The sequence below is a fragment of the Kitasatospora sp. NPDC056446 genome (genome assembly GCF_042796115.1).
Taxonomy (GTDB): Bacteria; Actinomycetota; Actinomycetes; order Streptomycetales; family Streptomycetaceae; genus Kitasatospora.
This window is the reverse complement of sequence record NZ_JBHTRF010000026.1, coordinates 81,772-99,510: the sequence shown is the minus strand read 5'-3', so window position 1 is coordinate 99,510 and position 17,739 is coordinate 81,772. Positions and strand designations below refer to the sequence as shown.

The 17,739-nt window shown below is 74.6% G+C and carries 17 protein-coding genes; 9 read left to right on the top strand and 8 right to left on the bottom strand.

The window, feature by feature from the left end:
- The first annotated feature begins 274 nt into the window (after positions 1 to 274).
- Positions 275 to 1,066 carry a sigma 54 modulation/S30EA ribosomal C-terminal domain-containing protein gene (locus tag ACFQ6N_RS18565; RefSeq protein WP_380650173.1) on the top strand — a complete coding sequence of 264 codons (792 nt, stop codon included), beginning with the start codon at positions 275 to 277 and terminating at the stop codon, positions 1,064 to 1,066.
- A gap of 109 nt (positions 1,067 to 1,175) precedes the next feature.
- On the opposite strand, the gene lpdA is transcribed toward ACFQ6N_RS18565, so the two are convergent.
- Together lpdA and ACFQ6N_RS18555 are read right to left on the bottom strand one after the other, a co-directional pair.
- Positions 1,176 to 2,582, bottom strand: a complete 1,407-nt coding sequence (gene lpdA / locus ACFQ6N_RS18560) for a dihydrolipoyl dehydrogenase (RefSeq protein WP_380650172.1) — start codon at positions 2,580 to 2,582, stop codon at positions 1,176 to 1,178.
- Positions 2,583 to 2,892: 310 nt separating this feature from the next.
- Positions 2,893 to 4,533 carry a M28 family metallopeptidase gene (locus tag ACFQ6N_RS18555; protein ID WP_380650171.1) on the bottom strand — a complete coding sequence of 547 codons (1,641 nt, stop codon included), beginning with the start codon at positions 4,531 to 4,533 and terminating at the stop codon, positions 2,893 to 2,895.
- A gap of 151 nt (positions 4,534 to 4,684) precedes the next feature.
- On the opposite strand from ACFQ6N_RS18555, the gene ACFQ6N_RS18550 reads away from it, so the two are divergent.
- From ACFQ6N_RS18550 to ACFQ6N_RS18540, 3 genes are all read left to right on the top strand, one after another.
- Positions 4,685 to 4,864 carry an antitoxin gene (locus tag ACFQ6N_RS18550; protein ID WP_380650170.1) on the top strand — a complete coding sequence of 60 codons (180 nt, stop codon included), beginning with the start codon at positions 4,685 to 4,687 and terminating at the stop codon, positions 4,862 to 4,864.
- A 366-nt stretch (positions 4,865 to 5,230) separates the two neighbouring features.
- Positions 5,231 to 5,821, top strand: coding sequence for a TetR/AcrR family transcriptional regulator (locus tag ACFQ6N_RS18545; RefSeq protein ID WP_380650169.1), 591 nt, complete (start codon positions 5,231 to 5,233; stop codon positions 5,819 to 5,821).
- Positions 5,818 to 7,215 carry an MFS transporter gene (locus tag ACFQ6N_RS18540; RefSeq protein WP_380650168.1) on the top strand — a complete coding sequence of 466 codons (1,398 nt, stop codon included), beginning with the start codon at positions 5,818 to 5,820 and terminating at the stop codon, positions 7,213 to 7,215. Before ACFQ6N_RS18545 ends, ACFQ6N_RS18540 begins: the two co-directional genes overlap by 4 nt.
- On the opposite strand, the gene ACFQ6N_RS18535 is transcribed toward ACFQ6N_RS18540, so the two are convergent.
- Positions 7,202 to 7,729, bottom strand: a complete 528-nt coding sequence (locus ACFQ6N_RS18535) for a DinB family protein (protein ID WP_380650167.1) — start codon at positions 7,727 to 7,729, stop codon at positions 7,202 to 7,204. The genes ACFQ6N_RS18540 and ACFQ6N_RS18535 overlap by 14 nt on opposite strands.
- Before the next feature lie 100 nt (positions 7,730 to 7,829).
- Entirely contained in the window at positions 7,830 to 9,266 is a 1,437-nt protein-coding gene (locus ACFQ6N_RS18530) for an MATE family efflux transporter (RefSeq protein ID WP_380650166.1), read from the bottom strand.
- A gap of 223 nt (positions 9,267 to 9,489) precedes the next feature.
- Between ACFQ6N_RS18530 and ACFQ6N_RS18525 the strand changes: the two genes are divergently transcribed.
- The 5 genes from ACFQ6N_RS18525 to ACFQ6N_RS18505 all read left to right on the top strand — a co-directional run bounded on the left by ACFQ6N_RS18525 (position 9,490) and on the right by ACFQ6N_RS18505 (position 13,788).
- Positions 9,490 to 10,077, top strand: coding sequence for a PadR family transcriptional regulator (locus tag ACFQ6N_RS18525; RefSeq protein ID WP_380650165.1), 588 nt, complete (start codon positions 9,490 to 9,492; stop codon positions 10,075 to 10,077).
- Between the two features lie 171 nt (positions 10,078 to 10,248).
- Positions 10,249 to 11,118, top strand: a complete 870-nt coding sequence (locus ACFQ6N_RS18520; RefSeq protein WP_380650164.1) for a class I SAM-dependent methyltransferase — start codon at positions 10,249 to 10,251, stop codon at positions 11,116 to 11,118.
- Between the two features lie 320 nt (positions 11,119 to 11,438).
- On the top strand, positions 11,439 to 12,326 hold the full coding sequence (locus ACFQ6N_RS18515; RefSeq protein WP_380650163.1) for an oxaloacetate decarboxylase: 888 nt from the start codon (positions 11,439 to 11,441) through the stop codon (positions 12,324 to 12,326).
- Complete coding sequence (locus ACFQ6N_RS18510) at positions 12,323 to 12,658, top strand: hypothetical protein (protein WP_380650162.1); 336 nt, start codon at positions 12,323 to 12,325, stop codon at positions 12,656 to 12,658. The genes ACFQ6N_RS18515 and ACFQ6N_RS18510 overlap by 4 nt, the downstream gene beginning before the upstream one ends.
- Positions 12,659 to 12,756: 98 nt before the next feature.
- Positions 12,757 to 13,788: a bile acid:sodium symporter family protein gene (locus ACFQ6N_RS18505; RefSeq protein WP_380650161.1), complete on the top strand. Its 1,032-nt coding sequence runs from the start codon at positions 12,757 to 12,759 to the stop codon at positions 13,786 to 13,788.
- Here the strand turns inward: ACFQ6N_RS18505 and ACFQ6N_RS18500 are convergent.
- From ACFQ6N_RS18500 to ACFQ6N_RS18485, 4 genes are all read right to left on the bottom strand, one after another.
- Entirely contained in the window at positions 13,754 to 14,272 is a 519-nt protein-coding gene (locus ACFQ6N_RS18500; protein ID WP_380650160.1) for a hypothetical protein, read from the bottom strand. The genes ACFQ6N_RS18505 and ACFQ6N_RS18500 overlap by 35 nt on opposite strands.
- An 82-nt stretch (positions 14,273 to 14,354) precedes the next feature.
- Positions 14,355 to 15,197, bottom strand: a complete 843-nt coding sequence (locus ACFQ6N_RS18495; RefSeq protein WP_380650159.1) for a hypothetical protein — start codon at positions 15,195 to 15,197, stop codon at positions 14,355 to 14,357.
- Complete coding sequence (locus ACFQ6N_RS18490; RefSeq protein WP_380650158.1) at positions 15,194 to 17,047, bottom strand: GMC family oxidoreductase; 1,854 nt, start codon at positions 17,045 to 17,047, stop codon at positions 15,194 to 15,196. Before ACFQ6N_RS18490 ends, ACFQ6N_RS18495 begins: the two co-directional genes overlap by 4 nt.
- Positions 17,044 to 17,541, bottom strand: coding sequence for a hypothetical protein (locus tag ACFQ6N_RS18485; RefSeq protein ID WP_380650157.1), 498 nt, complete (start codon positions 17,539 to 17,541; stop codon positions 17,044 to 17,046). Before ACFQ6N_RS18485 ends, ACFQ6N_RS18490 begins: the two co-directional genes overlap by 4 nt.
- Positions 17,542 to 17,739 lie beyond the last annotated feature (198 nt).

The window sequence follows — 17,739 nt, the reverse complement described above, 5'->3', positions numbered from 1 at the left end:
TGGTGGTGGGCGGCCGGCGCCGCCGGACCGCGCTCTGCCGCGGTGTCTCCCCCGGTGTGGTATGTCGGCCGGGCCGACTCCCCACTCCTCGGGGGCGGCCTCCCGCCTCCCCCGGCTTCCCCGGCTTCCCCCGCTTCCCTTCTCCCGGAGCGGCACTGGTCCGCCCGGCCCCCGGGGTGGGGTCCTTGGGCCCTGGCCCGGACGGCCGGGCGGTGGGGATTCTGGTCGCCGGTACGCGCCGGTACCCGCCGGACGGGAGTGGAAGGGCCTGGTGATGGGCGAGTTGGTCGCGGTGGGGGCGTTCGATGGGCTGTTCGAGGGACTGCCGGGCGAGGCCCTGGCCGAGGCCCGGGCCCGGGTGGCCGCGGCGGCGGTCGCCCCGGGGGTGGGCACGCTGGTGGAGGCCCTGCGGGTCAGGCTCGCGGCGGTGGCCGGGGGCGTGCTGGCGCAGGTGAACGCGGAGGTGGACGGCCGGCGGATCCGCGTCCAGGAGGCCGCGGCCCGGCCGGGCGACTCCCTGGACCGGGCGGCCGAGGCGCTGCGCGCCAGGATCCGGGCCGTCACCGGCGCCTGGGCGCCGCGCCCGTGGCCCGCCCACCGCGCGTCGGCGCCCGCCGGTCCGGCCGACGCCGCCGCCGCCGGCTCCACGACCGGCGCGACCGGCGCGGCTGCCCCGGCCGGCCGCGCGCTCAGGGTCGTCCGGCGCAAGGAGCCGGCCCTGGTGTGGTGCTCGCCGGAGGCCGCCGCCCGGACCATGGACGCGATGGACTACGACATCCACCTCTTCACCGATCCGGCGACCGAGACCGACGCCGTCGTCTACCGGGTCGGACCGACCGGCTACCGCCTCGCCCGTACCCTCCCCGCCCGCCCGCCCGGCCGCAGGACCTCGCCGATCACCCTCAGCCCGCACGGCGCGCCGCGGCTGACCGAGGCCCAGGCCGTCGACCGGCTGGCGGGCGCGGAACTGCCGTTCCTGTTCTTCGCCCACCCGGTCAACGGACGCGGCCGGGTGCTCTACCGGCGCTTCGACGGCGGCCTCGGCCTGATCGCGGGGCGGGCCTGAGCGCCCGCGCCACGCGCGGCACCTCCGGAAGCTCCGGCCGCCGGGGAGACGGCCGTGCCCCGCGGAGCGGCTGCTCGGCGGGGCACGGACGGGTGGCGGGAGCGGTGCGTCACATGTTGATCATGTGACCGGCGAGGCCGTGGATGGCCTCCTTGACCGCCTCGCCCAGGGTCGGGTGGGCGTGCACGTTGCGGGCGACCTCGTGGACGGTCAGGTCCCACTGCTGGGCCAGCGTCAGCTCCGGCAGCAGCTCGGTGACCTCCGGGCCGATCAGGTGCGCGCCGAGCAGCTCGCCGTGCTTGCCGTCGCTGATGACCTTGACGAAGCCGATCGGGTGGCCGAGGCCGTGCGCCTTGCCGTTGGCGGTGAACGGGAACTTGGCGACCTTGACGTCGTACCCCAGCTCGCGGGCCTGCGCCTCGGTGTAGCCGAAGGAGGCGATCTGCGGCTGGCAGTAGGTGGCGCGCGGGATCATGGCGAAGTCGACCTCCATGGTCTCGGCCCCGCCGATGGTCTCGGCGGCGATCACGGCCATCGTCTCGGCGGCGTGCGCGAGCATCAGCTTGGCGGTCACGTCGCCGATGGCGAAGATGTGGTCGACGCTGGTACGGCCGCGGCCGTCCACTGCGATGGCGTTGCGGTCGGTCAGCTTGACCCCGGTGTTCTCCAGGCCGTAGCCGTTGACGCGCGGCGCGAAGCCGATCGCCTGGAGCACCTTGTCGGCCTCCAGCACCTTCTGCTCGCCGTCCTTGGTGACGGTCACCCGGACCTTGGCGCTCGGGTCGCTGTCGTCGATCGACTCGACCCGGGTGGAGGTCAGCACCTCGATGCCCAGCTTGCGGTACTGCTTGGCGAGTTCGGTGGAGACCTCGACGTCCTCCAGCGGCACCACGCGGTCCAGGAACTCGACGATGGTGACCTTCACGCCGAAGTTGTGCAGCACGTACGCGAACTCGACGCCGATCGCGCCGGCGCCCGCGATGATGATGCTCTCCGGCAGCTCCTCGGTGAGGATCTGCTCCTCGTAGGTCACCACCCGGTCGCTCAGGCTGGTGCCGGGCAGCAGACGGGTACTGGCGCCCGCGGCGATCACGCAGTGGTCGAAGGTGACCACGTCGAAGCCGCCACCGCTCAGCGCGACCTGGATGGTGCGGTCGTCGACGAAGGTGCCCCAGCCGTCGTACTCGGTGATGCCGTTCTTCTTCATCAGGTAGTGGACGCCCTTGACCCGGCCGTCGGCCACCGACCGGCTGCGGCGGAAGGCCTCGCCGAAGTCGAAGGTCACCGTGCCCTCGACCTTGATGCCGAAGGTCTTGGCCTCCTTGGTGAAGATGTGGGCGAGCTCGGCGTTGCGCAGCAGGGCCTTGGAGGGGATGCAGCCGACGTTGAGGCAGACGCCGCCCCAGTACTTGGCCTCGATGACCGCGACCTTCAGGCCCAGCTGGGCCGAACGGACGGCGGCGGTGTAGCCGCCGGGGCCCGCGCCGAGGACGACGACGTCGTAGTGCGTGCTCATGTTGCTGACTCCTCCGAGGGTGTCACGGTGTCGTGATCTCGGTCCCATGGTGGCAGGACCGGGCTCGGCGCACCCATCGGGTCTCGGCGGGTGCGCTCCGCGCGGCACCGTACAGGCCCGGGGCCGGATTGTCAGTGGGCTCCGTTACGGTGGCCGCGCCGGCACCCACCGGGGGTGACGACGGCTTGGCGGAGGGGAGGGAGCGGATGGCGCGATCGCGTGCGGCGTACTCGGAGCGCACGTCGGGTTCGGCGGGTACGTCGGGCGGGTGGGCCCGCCGCGTGCGGACGGCGGCGGGCCCACCCGGGCGTCAGGCCGTCACCCCGTGGGCGTGGTCGCCGCTGATACCCGGGCCGCTCCCGGCCGCCGCCGACTTCCCGGCCGGGCCCTGGGCCGGTACCGGCCGCTGGAGCGAGGAGAGGTCCCAGGCGTAGGTACCGACGGCGTGGGCGATCACGTCGATGTTGACGTCGAAGGCCTCCATGTCGATGTTGCCCAGGTTGTCACAGGCCTTGTGGTAGCAGGAGTCGTAGGCCGCGCCCGCCGTGCCGCCGTAACGGTCCGCCTGCTCCGGGGACTTGATCTTCTCGGCGCCGGTGTCGGTGCCGCCGGCCGGGATGCCCGCGTCGATGAACGGACCGTAGTCGGACCGGCCGTCGAAGGCGGTCGGGTCGTGCGGCAGGCCGAGGCCGTCCAGGTAGCCGGTGATGTCCCGTTCGATCTGCGCCGAGCCCTCGGGGCCCGAGCCGCCGCCGGCGCTGCCGGAGCCGTTGTAGACGAACTGTGCGTAGTTGGGGGAGGCGATCATGTCGAAGTTGAGGTAGAGCCGGACCTTCTTCCGGTCCGCCTCGGAGAGCGACTTCACGTACGCCTCGGAGCCCTTGAGGCCGAACTCCTCGGCGGACCACCAGGCGAATCTGACCTTGTTCTTCACCGGGTGGACGTTGAGGTTCTTCGCGACCTCCAGGATGCCCGCCGAGCCGGAGCCGTTGTCGTTGATGCCGGGCCCGGCCGGGACGGAGTCGAGGTGGGCGCCGACCATCACGGTGTTCGCCGGGTCACCGCCCCGGGTCTCGGCGATGACGTTCCAGGTCTTGCGCGGCTCCATGAAGGTGCGCAGGTCGAGGGTCACCCGGACGGGCCCGGCGGCGGCCTGGGCGGCCAGCGCCTCCCCGGCGGCCTGGGTGATCCCGCCGGTCGGGACCTTCCCGGCCGTCGGCTCCCCGAGGGTCCCGCTGAGCTCACCTTCGGTGTTGTTGTAGATCAGCGCCCCGGCCGCGCCCGCGGCCGCCGCGGCGGCCTGCTTCTGGGCGAAACTGCACCCGCCGCGCCGGATCAGCGCGACCTTCCCGGTGAATCCGCCCGCCGGGTAGTCGGTGGGCGCGCAGCCGGTGGTGGCGCCGACCGGGGCGACCGCCAGCTCGGCGGTCACGCCACCGTCCGGGCCGCTCACCGAGTACGTCATGGCGGTCACCGGCACCGACCCGGCCTTCGGGGACACCACGTCGAGCCGCTGGGTACGGGCCTCGAAGAAGGTGTACTCGAACTCCTGCTTGGACACCTTGAGCCCGGCCCGCCGCGCCTGCTCGTAGACGTACTGCGCGGACTGGTCGTGCCCCTTCGAACCGGCCACCCGGGTACCGCCGTTGCGGTCGGCGATCCGCTGCAGCGCGGCCAGGGTGTCGTGGGCGGTCTCGGCGTCACTGGCCTCGACCAGCCGGGCGGCCAGCTTGGCGCCCTTGCGCGCCGGGTCCGGGTCGGCCGCCGCGCTCCCGGCACCGGCCAGCAGCAGCGGGGTGACCAGGGCGGCGACGGTCAGCGCGGCGCCGGCGCCGCGCCGGGCGGCGACGGCACGCGGGCGCCGTAACGGGCTGGAACTGCCGGACCGGGCAGAGCGGTTGGTCGCGGTGGAACGGTCGAGCGGGGAGGTCGAGCGACGGGTGCGCAGCATCAGGGCGACTCCTTCCGACGGGACGTGAACTCACGATTTGACATGACCGGAATCGCCTTGCCAAGCCCCGCCGCGCACCTGTGGGATGCGCGTCGGGCGATGCGCGGTGATATTGGAGGGGTAGGGCCGTCTCATCCGGGAGTGTGACCACATGTCCATGTTGGATAAGCTCAAAGGCCTGTTGAAGGGCCACGAGGACCAGGCCGACAAGGCCGTCGACAAGGCGGGGGACGCCGTCGACGAGCGCACCCAGGGCAAGTACAGCGGCCAGGTGGACTCCGCGCAGGAGCAGCTGAAGAACCAGTTCCGGGACCAGCCTCCGCAGCAGTAGCCGACCGGCTCCGGTCCGGCCTCGCGGCCGGGCCGGTGGTCCGGCGTTCGCGCGGGTTCAACCCGGGCGCGGGTTCAGCCCGGGCGCGGGTTCAGCGGTGGTGCGGGCCGGTCTGCGGGTCCGCGGGCGTCGTGCCCCCGGGCTCCACGGCTTCGGGCGACCCGCCTGCGGGTGCCGTGTCCTCGCCGGCGCCGCAGTTCCCGCACGGTTGCGGCCCGGGCCGTTCGCGCAGCCGCCCGCACTCCGGGCACACCCGGTCCAGCCAACAGGCCGACTCGCCGCCTTCGTCCATGCCGCCGATTCTGCCCCGGGCGTCCGCACGAAGGCGAGTAGACACTGTCTACGCCCTGCTGGTAGACAGTGCCCATGACTGATCAGGACAGGGACCTCCGGGCCCGACTGGTGGCCGCGGGCGTCGAACTGGTGGCCACCGGGGGCGTCCAGGCGCTCGGACTGCGCGAGATCGCCCGCCACGCCGGGGTGTCCCACGGAGCGCCCCGCCGCTACTTCCCCACCCACCGCGAGCTGCTGGCCGCCATCGCACAGCAGGGCTTCGGCCGGCTGACCGACACCCTGGCCGGTGCCGACGCCCTCGCCGCCACCACCGGCGCCGACGCCCGCGGCCGGCTCGGCGCACTCGCCCGTGGCTACCTCGGCTTCGCCGCCGCCAACCCCGGCATGTTCGAGCTGATGTTCCGTCACGACCTGCTGGAGGGCAGCGGAGCGGAGCTGCGCCGCACCTCCGTGCCGCTGTTCCTCACCTTCGTCGGCCTGGTCGCCGAAGCGCACCCGCGGTCCGACGACCCGGCCACCGCCACCGCCGCCCTCTGGTCCAACCTGCACGGCCTTGCCCAACTACGCACCTGGGGCAGCCTGCGGCTCATCACCGGCGGCGAGGACGTCGAACCGCTGCTGCACGCCGTCCTCGACGCCCACCTCGGCCCGGCCGCCCGGTGACCCCACGGGTCCACCGGCGGCTCGCCCTCGTCGCGAGCATCACCGGCGCCGCCCTGGTCGCCCTCGACGGCACCGTGCTGACCGTCGCCCGGCCGGTCCTCCAGCACGACCTGCACGCGTCGGTCGCCGCCGTCCAGTGGGCGGGCACCGGGTACCTGGTCACCGTGGCCGCCCTACTGGTCTTCGCCGGGCGCCTCGGCGACCGGTACGGGCACCGGCAGATCTTCGCCCTCGGCGTGGCGGGCTTCGCGGCGAGCTCCGCCGGGATCGCCCTCGCACCGGACATCGGCTGGGTCATCGCGCTGCGCGCGGTCCAGGGCGTGGCGGGCGCCCTGCTGCAACCGGCCACCCTCGGCATGCTGCGGGCCACCTGGCCCGCCGAGCGGCTGGCCGGCGCGATCGCGGTCCGCACCGCCGCGATCGGACTCGCCGCGGCGGCCGGGCCGCTGGTCGGCGGGGCGCTCACCGCGCACTTCGGCTGGCGGTCGGTCTTCCTGCTCGGCCTCCTGCCCGCCGCGGCCGCGCTGCTCGCGGCGCTCGCCGTGCCGGCCCCGCCCGCCGAGCCTGCGGTGCGGCCCGGGCCCGAACAGCTCCGCGCCGGGCTCGACCTGCCCGGCGCGGCGCTGCTCGGGCTCGCCCTGGCCTGCCTGGTCCAGACCCTGGTGGCCGTACCGGACGCGGACGGACCGGCCGGACCGGCCTTCGGCCTCGCGGTGGCCGCGCTGCTCGCCCTCGCGCTGGCCCGGCACGAACGGCGCACCGACCGTCCGCTGCTGCCGCCCGCCCTGCTCCGCTCACCGACGGTCGCCCTGCCGCTCGGCGTCCTGCTCGCGGCCTCGGCCGCACTCCAGGGCGTGCTCTTCCCGGCCACGTACTACCTTCAGGACGTGCTGCGGCTCGACCCGTGGCAGAGCGCCGTGCGGGCGGCGCCGCTCGCGGTGGCGATGATCCTCACGGCGGCCGCCTCGGCCCGGCTGGCGCGGCGTCACGGCGAGCGGACCACCGTCCTCCTGGGGATGGCCCTGCTCACCTCGGGCGCGTTGCTCACCGCCCGGCTGGGCCCCGGTTCGGGGGGCGTCGCGATCGGCGCCTGCTTCCTTCTGCTCGGCGCCGGTTTCGGCCCGGTGATGGCCACGGCCACCGCGCTGGTGGTCCGGGGCGCGCCCGCCGCCGAGGCGGGCATCGCGAGCGGCCTCCAGCAGACCGCGCTCAACGTCGGCCCGGCCCTGGGCATCGCCCTGGCCACCACGACCGCCGGCCGGGCCGAACCGGGCGCGGCCCTGGCGCCCACCGCGCTCGCGATGGCCGCCGTCGCGGCGGCGGGAACACTGCCGGCCCTCCGGCTCCCGGACCGGCACAGCGGCCGGCGGCGGGAGCCGGTCACACCCCGGTGACGCCGTCGATGCACTCGCGGATCAGGTCGGCGTGGCCGTTGTGGCGGGCGTACTCCTCGATCAGGTGGACCAGGATCCAGCGCAGCGAGACGGTCTCCAAGCCGAGCAGCGCCGCGGCCCGCTCCGGGAGCGGCCCCGCCGCGTCCAGGGACGCCCCGACGGTCAGTTCACGGCCGTGCCCGACCTCCGCCTGCCAGTCCGCGAGCGCCCGGTCGATCCCCCGGCCCGGGTCCAGCCCGTACCCGTCGGGGTTGTCGGTGCCGTACACCGGCGGCTCCTCGCGACCGGCGAACACCCTCTGGAACCAGGTGCGTTCGACCTCGGCGAGGTGCTGGACCAGTCCCAGCAGGGTCATCGTCGACGGCGGCACGGCGGCCAGCCGCACCTGGTGGTCGTCGAGCCCGGCGACCTTCCCGGCGAGCGTGGCCCGCTGGAAATCCAACCAGGCTTCCAGCGTGGTGCGTTCGTCAGCGTGCGGGGGCGGAACGGGCCGCCCGCCCAGGGTGAGTGCCATGCCCACCACTCTGTCACAGCCCGCACCCCGGCTCCGTTCCGGGCTCCAGCTCACCGGCCTTGCCGCAGAGGCGGGTTGGGGGCTCCTCCGGCGCCGCGCATCACTCGACCGGCCGACCCCGCCGCGGCCCACCGGGCACCGGTGAGCCGTCCGCCGGTGAGACGTGCACCGCCGGGTGCGGCTGCGTCCGGTTCCGCGGCTCCGACTGCCGGGCCGGTACCGTCCGGCGCCGCGTGAGCAGCACCGTCAGTACGAGCTGGAGCACCGCGCCCACCGCCGGGCCGAGCCATACGCCCGACACTCCCAGCGGACCCGACAGGACCGCCGAGGTGGCGAGTTGGACGCCGAGGCCGGCCAGGACGGCGAGCACCAGCGGGCGGCCCGCGCCCACCGCCTGGTGGACGCCGCCGAGGGCCACCACCAGCGCGTACGGGAGGAGCTGGAGCGCCGACATCCGCAGGAAGCCGACGGACTGCGCCGCCACCGCCCGGTCGTCGGTGAAGAGCGTGGCCAGCGGTGCGGCGAGGGTCGCGGAGAGCAGCGCCGCCCCGGCGCCGAGGAGCGCGGCGAGCCGTCCGGTGTCGCGCCGCAGGGTGCGCAGCGCGTCGACCGCGCCCGCCCCGGTGAGGCGGGCGGCCTCGATCGCGGCGGCCTGGCGCAGCGCGTAGAAGGCCATGGTGGCGACGAGCAGCACCCGGTAGCCGACCCCGTAGCCCGCCACGGCCGCGACGCCGAAGCCCGCCACCAGGCCGAGCTGGGCCGCGCCGGCGGCCATCCGGGCGGTGAAGTCCAAGCCGAACGGCGCCCCCGCGCGCACGATCCGCAGCGCCGCCGCACCCACTCCCCCGGTTCCCGGCCGCCCTCCCCGCTGTCCCCGCCATACCCGCCCTCCCCGCTGTCGCCGCTGTCCTCCGCGCAGCCGCAGCGTGACGGCGAAGGCGACCGCCCGGGAGAGCGTCAGGGCGAGCGCCGCTCCCGGCACGCCGAGGGCGGGCAGCGGCCCGGCGCCGAGGATGAGCAGTGGATCGAGGAGGAGCAGCAGGGCGTTGGAGAGCAGCGCGATCCGCATCGGGGTGCGGGTGTCGCCCGCGCCCTTGAACAGTTCGTCGGCGACGCGCTGGCCGAAGAAGAGTGCGAAGGCCGGGAAGGCGACCGCGAAGTACTCGGCGGCGCGGGCGGCGGCCTCGCCGTCCAGGAAGACGCCTGCCAGCCGGTCGCGCAGCAGGAAGCCGGGGACGGCGAGCGCGAGGCTGCCGACGGCGCAGAGCCGCCAGGCGGCACGGCCGGTCCGGGCGGCCTCGTCCCGGTCCCCGGCGCCGAGGGCGTGGGAGAGCCGGACGCTGGTGCCGGAGGCGACCACCAGGACGAGCCCGAGCAGCAGGTTCTCGACGGTTCCGGCCAGGGTGACGGCGGCGACCGCCGCACCGCCGAGGCCGGCCACCCAGAGGGTGCCGATCACCGAGGCGACCACCCCGGACAGCAGTTCCGCGTAGACGGGTACGGCCAGAGCCGTGAGTCGGGGCAGATGCCCGCGCATGATTCCTCCCCTGTTCCGGCCGCCTTCGGCCGTTCCCCGGACAGCCCGACCGGGAGACCCGGACCGGGTCGTGAACCCGGGTCGTGAACCCGGGGCGCGTGGACCGGGGCCTGGACCGGGGCCTGGACGGCAACCTCGAATAGAGATACATCGCTTCGAGGTATATCGGCAAGAGGTAACATGACGGCTCCACCGGGCGCACTCCGACGGAAGGGCTTCGACCGTGCTGACCCTCGCGATCCTCGGCTTCCTGTACGACCGGCCGCTGCACGGCTACGACCTCAAGTCCCGGATCACCGCCCTGACCGGCCACGTCCGCCCGGTCAGCGACGGCGCCCTCTACCCCGCCATCGCCCGCCTGGAGAAGGCCGGCCTGCTGTCCCGCCGCACCGAACCGGGCACCGGCGCCGCACCGCGCCAGACCCTCGAACCGACCGAGGCCGGACGGGCCGAACTGCTGCGCCGGCTGGCCGACCCGGAACAGGCCGAGATCACCGACCAGATCCGCTTCTTCACGCTCGCCGCGTTCCTGCACCACCTCGCCGACCCGGCCCGGCAGGCCGCCGTCCTCCGGCGCCGGCTGGCCTTCCTGACCGCGCCGAGCAGCTTCTTCCACGACGGCGACGGCCTGCCGGTCACCGCCGAGCGTGAGCCGAACCCCTTCCGGCGCGGAATGCTGCTCGTCGCCCGGGCCTCCTCCGCCGCCGAACGGGCCTGGCTGACCGAGACCATCGCGGAGCTGGAGCGGTCGGAGTGGGCCGAGCCGAACGACTGGAACGAGGGGACCGAACGGTCGGACCAGCCCAAATGACCCGAACGGCCCATATACCTCGAACGTAGGCACGAAAAAGCGGAATCAGGTCCTTCCAGACCGGGTCCCAGCAGGCCCCGGCGTCGCTATGATGATCCGCCTCACGTCCTCGGCGTCCCCCCTCCGCGGCGTGATCCGCCACCGCGCCCCGCCGTCCCCCTGGAGGCCGCCGTGCCCACTGCCGAGAGCGCCGCCGCCCGTCCCGCGCCGCTGAAGCGCGACGACATCCCCGGCTGGTTCTTCAGCCTCGACCGGGCCGCCTTCGGGCACCTGCTGTCCTCCCAGAGCACCGCCGGCACCACCGGCGACATCCTGGAACTCGGCAGCTACCTGGGCCGCAGCGCGGTCCTGCTCGGCGACCACCTGCGCCCGGGCGAGCGGCTGACGGTCTGCGACCTCTTCGACTCCGACGCGGGCGACGAGGACAACGCCGCCGAGATGGCCATGTCCTACCGGAAGACCCTCACCCGCAGCGCCTTCGAGGCCAACTACCTGGCCTTCCACCGCGAGCTGCCGGACATCGTGCAGGCGCCGACCTCGGCCCTGGCCGACGGCCGGATCCCGGCGGGCAGCTGCCGGTTCGTCCACATCGACGCCTCCCACCTGTACGAGCACGTCGCCGGGGACATCGCCGTCGCGCGGGCCGCGCTCGGCGAGAACGGCCTGGTCGCCCTGGACGACTACCGCTCCGAGCACACCCCGGGCGTCTCCGCCGCGGTGTGGGAGGCGGTCTTCACCGGCGGCCTGCGACCGGTCCTGCTCACCCCGATGAAGTTCTACGGCACCTGGGGCGACGCCGCGGCCGCCCGGCGGGTCCTGCTGGACCGCGACTGGCAGGCCGACGGCCACACCATGGACGAGGACACCATCGCGGGGACGCGCGTGCTGCGCCTCAACTACCGGGTCAAGGGCCCGGTCCAGCGCTCCGCGTCCCGCCGACTGGCCCTGGAGCTGCTGCCGCCGGTCGCCACCAAGGCGACCCGCCGGATGCTCAGGACGCTGCGCGAGCGGCGCGCCGTCCCGCCGGTCGCGAGCGCCTGAGCCGCGACGGGTCCACCCGTACGGCCGCCGCCCCAATCGCCACAGTCACCGCAGGCACCGCAGGCACCGCAGTCACCCCGGCCGCTTCCGCCACTCCTCGGCGGGAGCGGCCGACGCGTGTCCGGACGCGATCGTGATGCGCATTTGGAATTATGAACATGTTTTACGCCTCTCATATTTTCGATGACACCTCACTCTAAAGAGGGAATTCCTTTTAAAGATTTGCCCATGGAACATTAAAGGGCGCATAGTGATGGCACCTCAGTTTGGTCTAGGCAACACCAAGTCTAGGCAAAGCCATCCCAGGTGAGGAGAAGTCCTTGTTCCACGGAATCACGACGACCGACGCCCCCGGCGGGCGGCTCCGCGCGGAGATCGCGGGCCCCGGCACCACGCCCCTGATCGGCGTCTACGACATGTACTCGGCCTCCATCGCGGCCGAGCACTACGACGGCATGTTCGTCTCCGGCTTCGGCTTCGCGGCCTCCTACTACGGCCTGCCCGACATCGGCTTCATCGCCTGGCCCGACATGGTCGGCTTCGTCGAGCGGCTGCGCGGGGCGTTCCCCCGGCACCACCTCCTGGTCGACATCGACGACGGCTACGTCGATCCCGAAGTCGCCTGCCACGTCGTGCGCAGCCTCGAACGCATCGGTGCCTCGGGCGTGATCCTCGAGGACCAGAAGCGGCCGCGCCGCTGCGGCCACGCGGACGGCAAGCAGGTCCTCCCGCTGGAGGAGTACCTGGAGAAGCTCGAGCTCGTCCTCGCCAACCGGACGGACCTCGTGGTGGTCGCCCGCACGGACGCCACCGAGGAGGAGGACATCCTGCGCCGCGCCCGGGCGCTCGCCGCCACGGACGCCGACGTGGTCCTGGTCGACGGCGTGCGCAGCGAGGAGTGGATCCGCCGGATCCGCGCGGTGGTCGGCGACAAGCCGCTGCTGTTCAACCAGATCGCGGGCGGCAAGTCCCCCCGGCTGTCGCTCTCCGAGCTGACGGACCTGGGGGTGGACGTGGCCATCTACAGCACGCCCTGCCTGTTCGCCGCGCACCGGGCGATGGACGAGGCGCTCGCCGGGCTGAAGGTCGCCGACGGCCGGCTGCCCGCGTCGGCCGGGGAGAGCCGGCAGGTCGGCGTCCGGGAGTCCACCGAGCTGCTGGAGCGCAACATCTCCCGCTCGCGCGGGCTGACGGCGGTGACGGCGTGAGGGCCGGGCAGCGCGGGCCGGCCCCGCCGTCGGCGGCCTCCGGGCTGCGGCCCACCAGCGCATTGCGCACCACCGCGCTGGGGATCGCCGGGGCGTGCGCGCTGCTCGCGGGCGCTGCCGCTCCTGCCTCGGCGGGCGGCGGGCTGATCACGGTCGTGGACAACTCGAACGCCGACTCCTGGCTGGAGATCGACCGGACGGCCAATCTGCAGAACGGCAGCGGCTCGGCGGGCAGCGACCACGACGGCGCGGGCTCCCTGGTGGGCGGCCTGCTGGGCCCGGGTGCGTCGGCCGGGCCCGCGCTCCGCCCGGTGCCGGGAGGCGGCCCGTGACCGACCGGCGGCAGGGGCTCCACGCACGCCTGCGGCTGCCTCGCCGGCTCCGGCTCCGGCTCCGGCTCCGGCTCCGGCCGCGGTGGCTCGATCCGTACATGGCGGCGCTGGCCGGGACGGTCGGCCTGGCCGCGCTGTTCCCGGCCTCGGGCGGGTCGGCGCGGATCGCCGAGGCGGCCTGCGACCTCGCGGTGGGGCTGCTGTTCTTCCTCTACGGCGCCCGCCTCTCCACCCGCGAGACGCTGGCCGGGCTGCGCCACCTCCGGCTGCACGGGCTGGTGCTGACGGCCACCTTCGGCCTCTTCCCGCTGCTCGGCCTGGCCACCGCGCTGCTCACGCCGGTCCCGTTGACCGGGCCGTTGCAGACCGGGGTGCTGTTCCTCTGCCTGGTCCCCTCGACGGTGCAGTCCTCGGTGGCGCTCACCGGCGCCGCCGGGGGCGACGTACCGGCGGCGATCTGCGCGGGCACGTACTCCAGCCTGGCGGGGCTGGTGCTCACCCCGCTGCTGGCGGCCTGGCTGCTGGGCTCGCCGACCGCGCTGTCCGCCGACGGGCTGCTGCGGATCGGGCTCCAGCTGCTGGCACCGTTCCTGCTCGGGCAGGTGCTGCGACCGTGGATCGGCGGGCTCCTGACCCGTCACAAACGGGTGCTGACCCCGGTCGACCGCGGCTCGATCCTGCTCGTCGTCTACACGGCGTTCAGCGCGGCGGTGGCCCAGGGGATCTGGCAGCTGGCCACGCCGCTCGCCCTGCTCGGGCTCCTCGCCGTGCTGCTCGCCCTGCTCGCCGTCACCCTGGCGGCCGCCGGGCTCGGCGCGCGACTGCTGGGGCTCGACCGCCCGGCCCGGATCGCGGCGGTGCTGTGCGGTTCACAGAAGAGTCTGGCCGGCGGCCTGCCGATGGCCTCCGTCCTGTTCGGACCGGCGGCGGGGCTGCTGGTGCTGCCGCTGATGCTCTACCACCAACTCCAGCTGGTGGTCGGCACGGTCCTGGCCGGCCGCTGGTCCCGCGAACGATCGGCACCGTCGGCACTGGCGACACCGACGGCTCCGGCGACGCCGCCGGCCCGGGCCGGCCGGCAGGCGCCGGGCGCGCTCACCGGTCCGGGCGCTCCGCCAGCGCCCGGGTGATCCCCCGGCGCAGCCAGGTCGAGGCCCCGGGCAGGTGTCCCAGCCACCGCATCCGCTCGGCCGTCAGCTCCGGCCGCCGGGCCAGCTCCAGCACCGCCTGGTACGGGCGGTCGCCCGCCCTCAGCCGGGCGGCCACCAGGACGACCAGGTCGTCCAGGGCCGGGCCGGTGAGGGCGGGGTGGGCGGCGAGCAGTCGGAGCAGGTAGTTGTCGTTCCAGGTGGTGTGGCGCCGGACGGACAGCTCGGCCAGCAGATCGGCGGGCACGGCGGCGTTGCGGACGATCGCGTGCCAGACGAACGGGTACTCGGCCTGGGCCAGTCGGCGCAGCACCGCCGGGTCCGCGGTCCGCTCGGCCAGGCGGCGGTAGTCCCCGCCGTCGTGCAGGTTCCTGAGCGCCTCGGCATCACTGATGCCGTCGGTGACGCCGGTGCCGTCGGTGACACCGGTGCCGTCGGTACCGCTGGGCTCGATCGTGTCGTTCATCTCGTCCATGTCGGGGCATGACCCTAGCAGGGGTGGGGTCCCGGTCGACGACGGCACCTGCCCGGGGGTGGCGGACGGACCGTCAGCGCACGTAGTAGGCGCGGTTGTGGGCGGCGACGGGCGGGGACTGGTAGGTCCAGACCCCGGCTGCCGGGGCGTCGGCGATCAGGTGGGCGAGGTCGCGGGCGGACTCCTCGGCGGGGTTGCCGAGGTCGAGCCGGACGCGTTCGGCGGTGTGGCCGTCCAGGGCGTAGTAGCGGTAGGGCTGGTACACGTTGAGCGGACCGGCCAGCAGCTTGCCCTCGTCGTCGGTCCCGTAGCCGGTGATCGGGGTGTTGTTGACCGCTTCGGGGGTGAGGCCGGTGAGGTTCACGTCCAGGGCGAGGAGCTCCTCGTCGTGGCGGCGCAGCCCGTCGGGACCGAGGGTGGCCCGGCGGCAGGAGACGGACCAGCGTTCGCGTACGGCAGGCGCGTTGAGCGAGGGCAGCGTGGTCTCGAACCAGCCGGGGTGCTTGGGTTCGGCGTAGAGCCGGCGCCCGGCGTCGATGGCCAGCGGGTTGTCGCAGAGGACGTGCAGCCGGGCGATGCCGAGCACCTTGGTCTGGTCGTGACCCCGGGCGTACTGGCCGTAGTCGACCGCCGGGATCCGGTCCTCGGCGAACACCGGGTGGGCGACCAGGTTGATCTCCAGCTCCTCGGTGATGCCACCGCCGTTCGGGTACTGGGCGAAGTAGAGCTGGTAGTTGAGCGAGACGCAGGCCCCGCCGTCGAAGGCGGCGACGGTCAGCCCGGGGTGGCGCTTGCCGAGCACTTCGCGTGCCCGCTCGCGATCGACCAGGTAGTCGACACCGATGTTGTGCAGCGCGCCGTAGTGGAAGGGCAGGTGGTACGGCTCCGGTACGGGCGGCAGCGGCAGGCCGGTCATGAGGACTCCGAGGACGAAGGGGCTTCGGGGGTACGGGAGGTGGCCGGGCGCGGGACCGCCCCCGGGGACTGCACGGCTTCCGGGGACCGCACGGCCTCCGGCGGCGTCACGGCCGCCGGGCGGTGCAGCGCCAGCAGGTCCAGGTGCATCCGTTCGGCACTGCGCAGCGCCAGGGCGGCCATGGTGAGCGAGGGGTTGGAGGTGCCGAGCGAGGGCATCGAACCGCAGCCGACGGCGTACAGGTTGGGGTGGTCCCAGCAGCGCTGCCAGTGGTCGACCACGGAGGTGGCGGGAGAGTCGCCCATGATGTGGGTGCCGCCGGCGTGGCCCGCGCCCCGGTAGCCGTGGACGGCGCCCCGGTGCTCCAGCCGGCCCGGCCAGGCGCCCGCCGGGTAGGCGGTGTGGTCCTCGGCGCCCAGCAGGGCGAAGAGCTGGTCGGAGACGGCCCGCGCGGAGGCCATGCCCTCGCGGACGTACTCGGACAGGTCGTAGCGGACGGCCGGGCTCGGCAGTCCGAGCGGGTCGCGCCGGTCCGGGTCGAGGGTGACGCGGTTGCCCGGGTCGGCGGGCTGCTCCAGTTCGAACTGGAGCGAGAACTGGCGGCCGAGCCGGTCGCCGAGGCGCTCGCGCAGTTCCTTGCCGCGCAGTCCGGCGGCGAGCATCGCGGCGGCCTCGGCCTCGGGGGCTCCGCCGGCCCAGGACCAGCCCCAGTTGCCGATCTCGATCCGGAACGGCGCCCGGCGGTCGCGGCCCGGGCCGAAGCGGAAGGCCTCCAGGCCGCTGGTGGAGCCGGGCCCCCGGTAGGGGCCGACCGGGCGGGGCATCAGGCCCCAGGTGAGCAGGGCCGGGTGGTCCATCAGGTTGCGGCCGACCTGGTCGCTGCGGTTGGCCAGACCGGAGAGCAGCAGCAGCCGGGCGTTCTCGATGGCGTGCGCGGCGAGCACCACCAGGTCCGCCTCCACCCGGTGGACGGCGCCGCCCGACAGGTACTCGACTCCCCCGGCCCGCCCGGTCTCCGGGTCGGCGAGCACCCTGGCGACAACCGCCCCGGTGCGCAGCTCCACGCCCGCCGCCCAGCGGGCCTGGGTGCGCAGCGGGGTGTACTTGGCACCGGTCGGGCAGGCCGGGACGCAGCCGGAGCTGCCCGCGCAGAGCGGTCCGTCGGCGGAGCCGGGGCGGGTCGGGATCCCGTTGCGGGCGTGCGGGGTGGCGGTGACGGCGAGCCGGGCGGGGCCGGGTACGGCGGGGTCGCGGACGCTCCGGCCGTCGAGGGCGTCGGCGAGCTGCCGGTCGAGGAAGCTGGCCGGGATGCCGCGCATCGGGAAGGCGTAGTCGTCCGGGATGGGCAGGCCGACGGCGGTGCGCTGTTCCTCGGCGTCGGCGGCGACGCCGAGTTCGTGTTCGGCGGCGCGGTAGTGCGGTTCCAGGTCGTGGTAGCCGATCGGCCAGTTGCGGCCGTGGCCGAGGTCGCCGGTGCGGAAGTCCTCGGGGTGCATGCGCGGGGCGAGCCCGGTCCAGAGCAGTCCGGTGCCGCCGTTGGCGCGCAGGTAGCCGCTGGCGTAGGGCAGCGGCCCGTACTGGCCGAGGTGTCCGGTGGCGGTGAAGCCGCCGTCCGGCAGTCCGGTGAGGTCGGTGACGTCGGGTGACGGCGCCTCGGGGCTGTGCGGGTAGGGCGAGGTGGGCGGTCCGCCGCCAGCCGCGCGGTGGGCGGCGGAGGCCTCGGCGCCGGTGGGTGCGGCCCGGCCGGCCTCCAGGACGAGCACCCGCCAGCCCTGTGCGCCGAGGCGGTGGGCGACGAGTGTCCCGGCGAAGCCGGCGCCGACGACGACGGCGTCCCAGCGCGCGTTCATCGGGCCTCTCCTCCCCGGGGCGCGTCGACCGGCGGCGTGCCGCCCTGCGACGTGCCGAGCGGTGGCGTGCCGAGCGGTGGCGCGTCCACCGGCCGCGTGCCGGGCGGCGGCACGTCGATCCGTGCGGCCCCGCCCCGGGGAGCCTCGGCCCAGCTGCCGTGGCCGGGGGCGGCGGCGCCGGGTGGTGCGGCCCGGAAGGTCCGCCAGACCAGGCCCTCGTCGTGGGCGCGGGCGGAGCTGGGCGCCTCGCCGGGCCAGGCGCCGACGTACCAGAGGTGGACGAGGGCGTGCTCGTCGCGGACCCGGTGGGCGAGCACGGTGCGGTGGTGCTCCTGAGCCATGCCGGTGGCGCGAAGCTCCGGCACGTCGAAGCCGGTCAGTTCGGCGCAGACGCGCAGGAACTCGTCCGGGTCGGCGAGTTCGTCGGGCCCGGCGGATTCGACGGGGTCCCAGTTCTCCGCCAGGTCGTAGTCGGCCGGACGATCGTCGGACACGGACACGCGGACACCCTCACGATCGGCAGCGGACGGTCAGGGAAGCAACAGCCACGGAACCAGCGGCCCCGGAACCGGGGCCGGGAAACCGGGGACCGGGTGGCCAAGACATGACAGGCCCGGAGCGCCATGGCCTCGTCGCCCGGCTGGTCTGCCCCCGTGATCCTGCCGCCCGGCCTCCGAACCGGAAAGCCATTG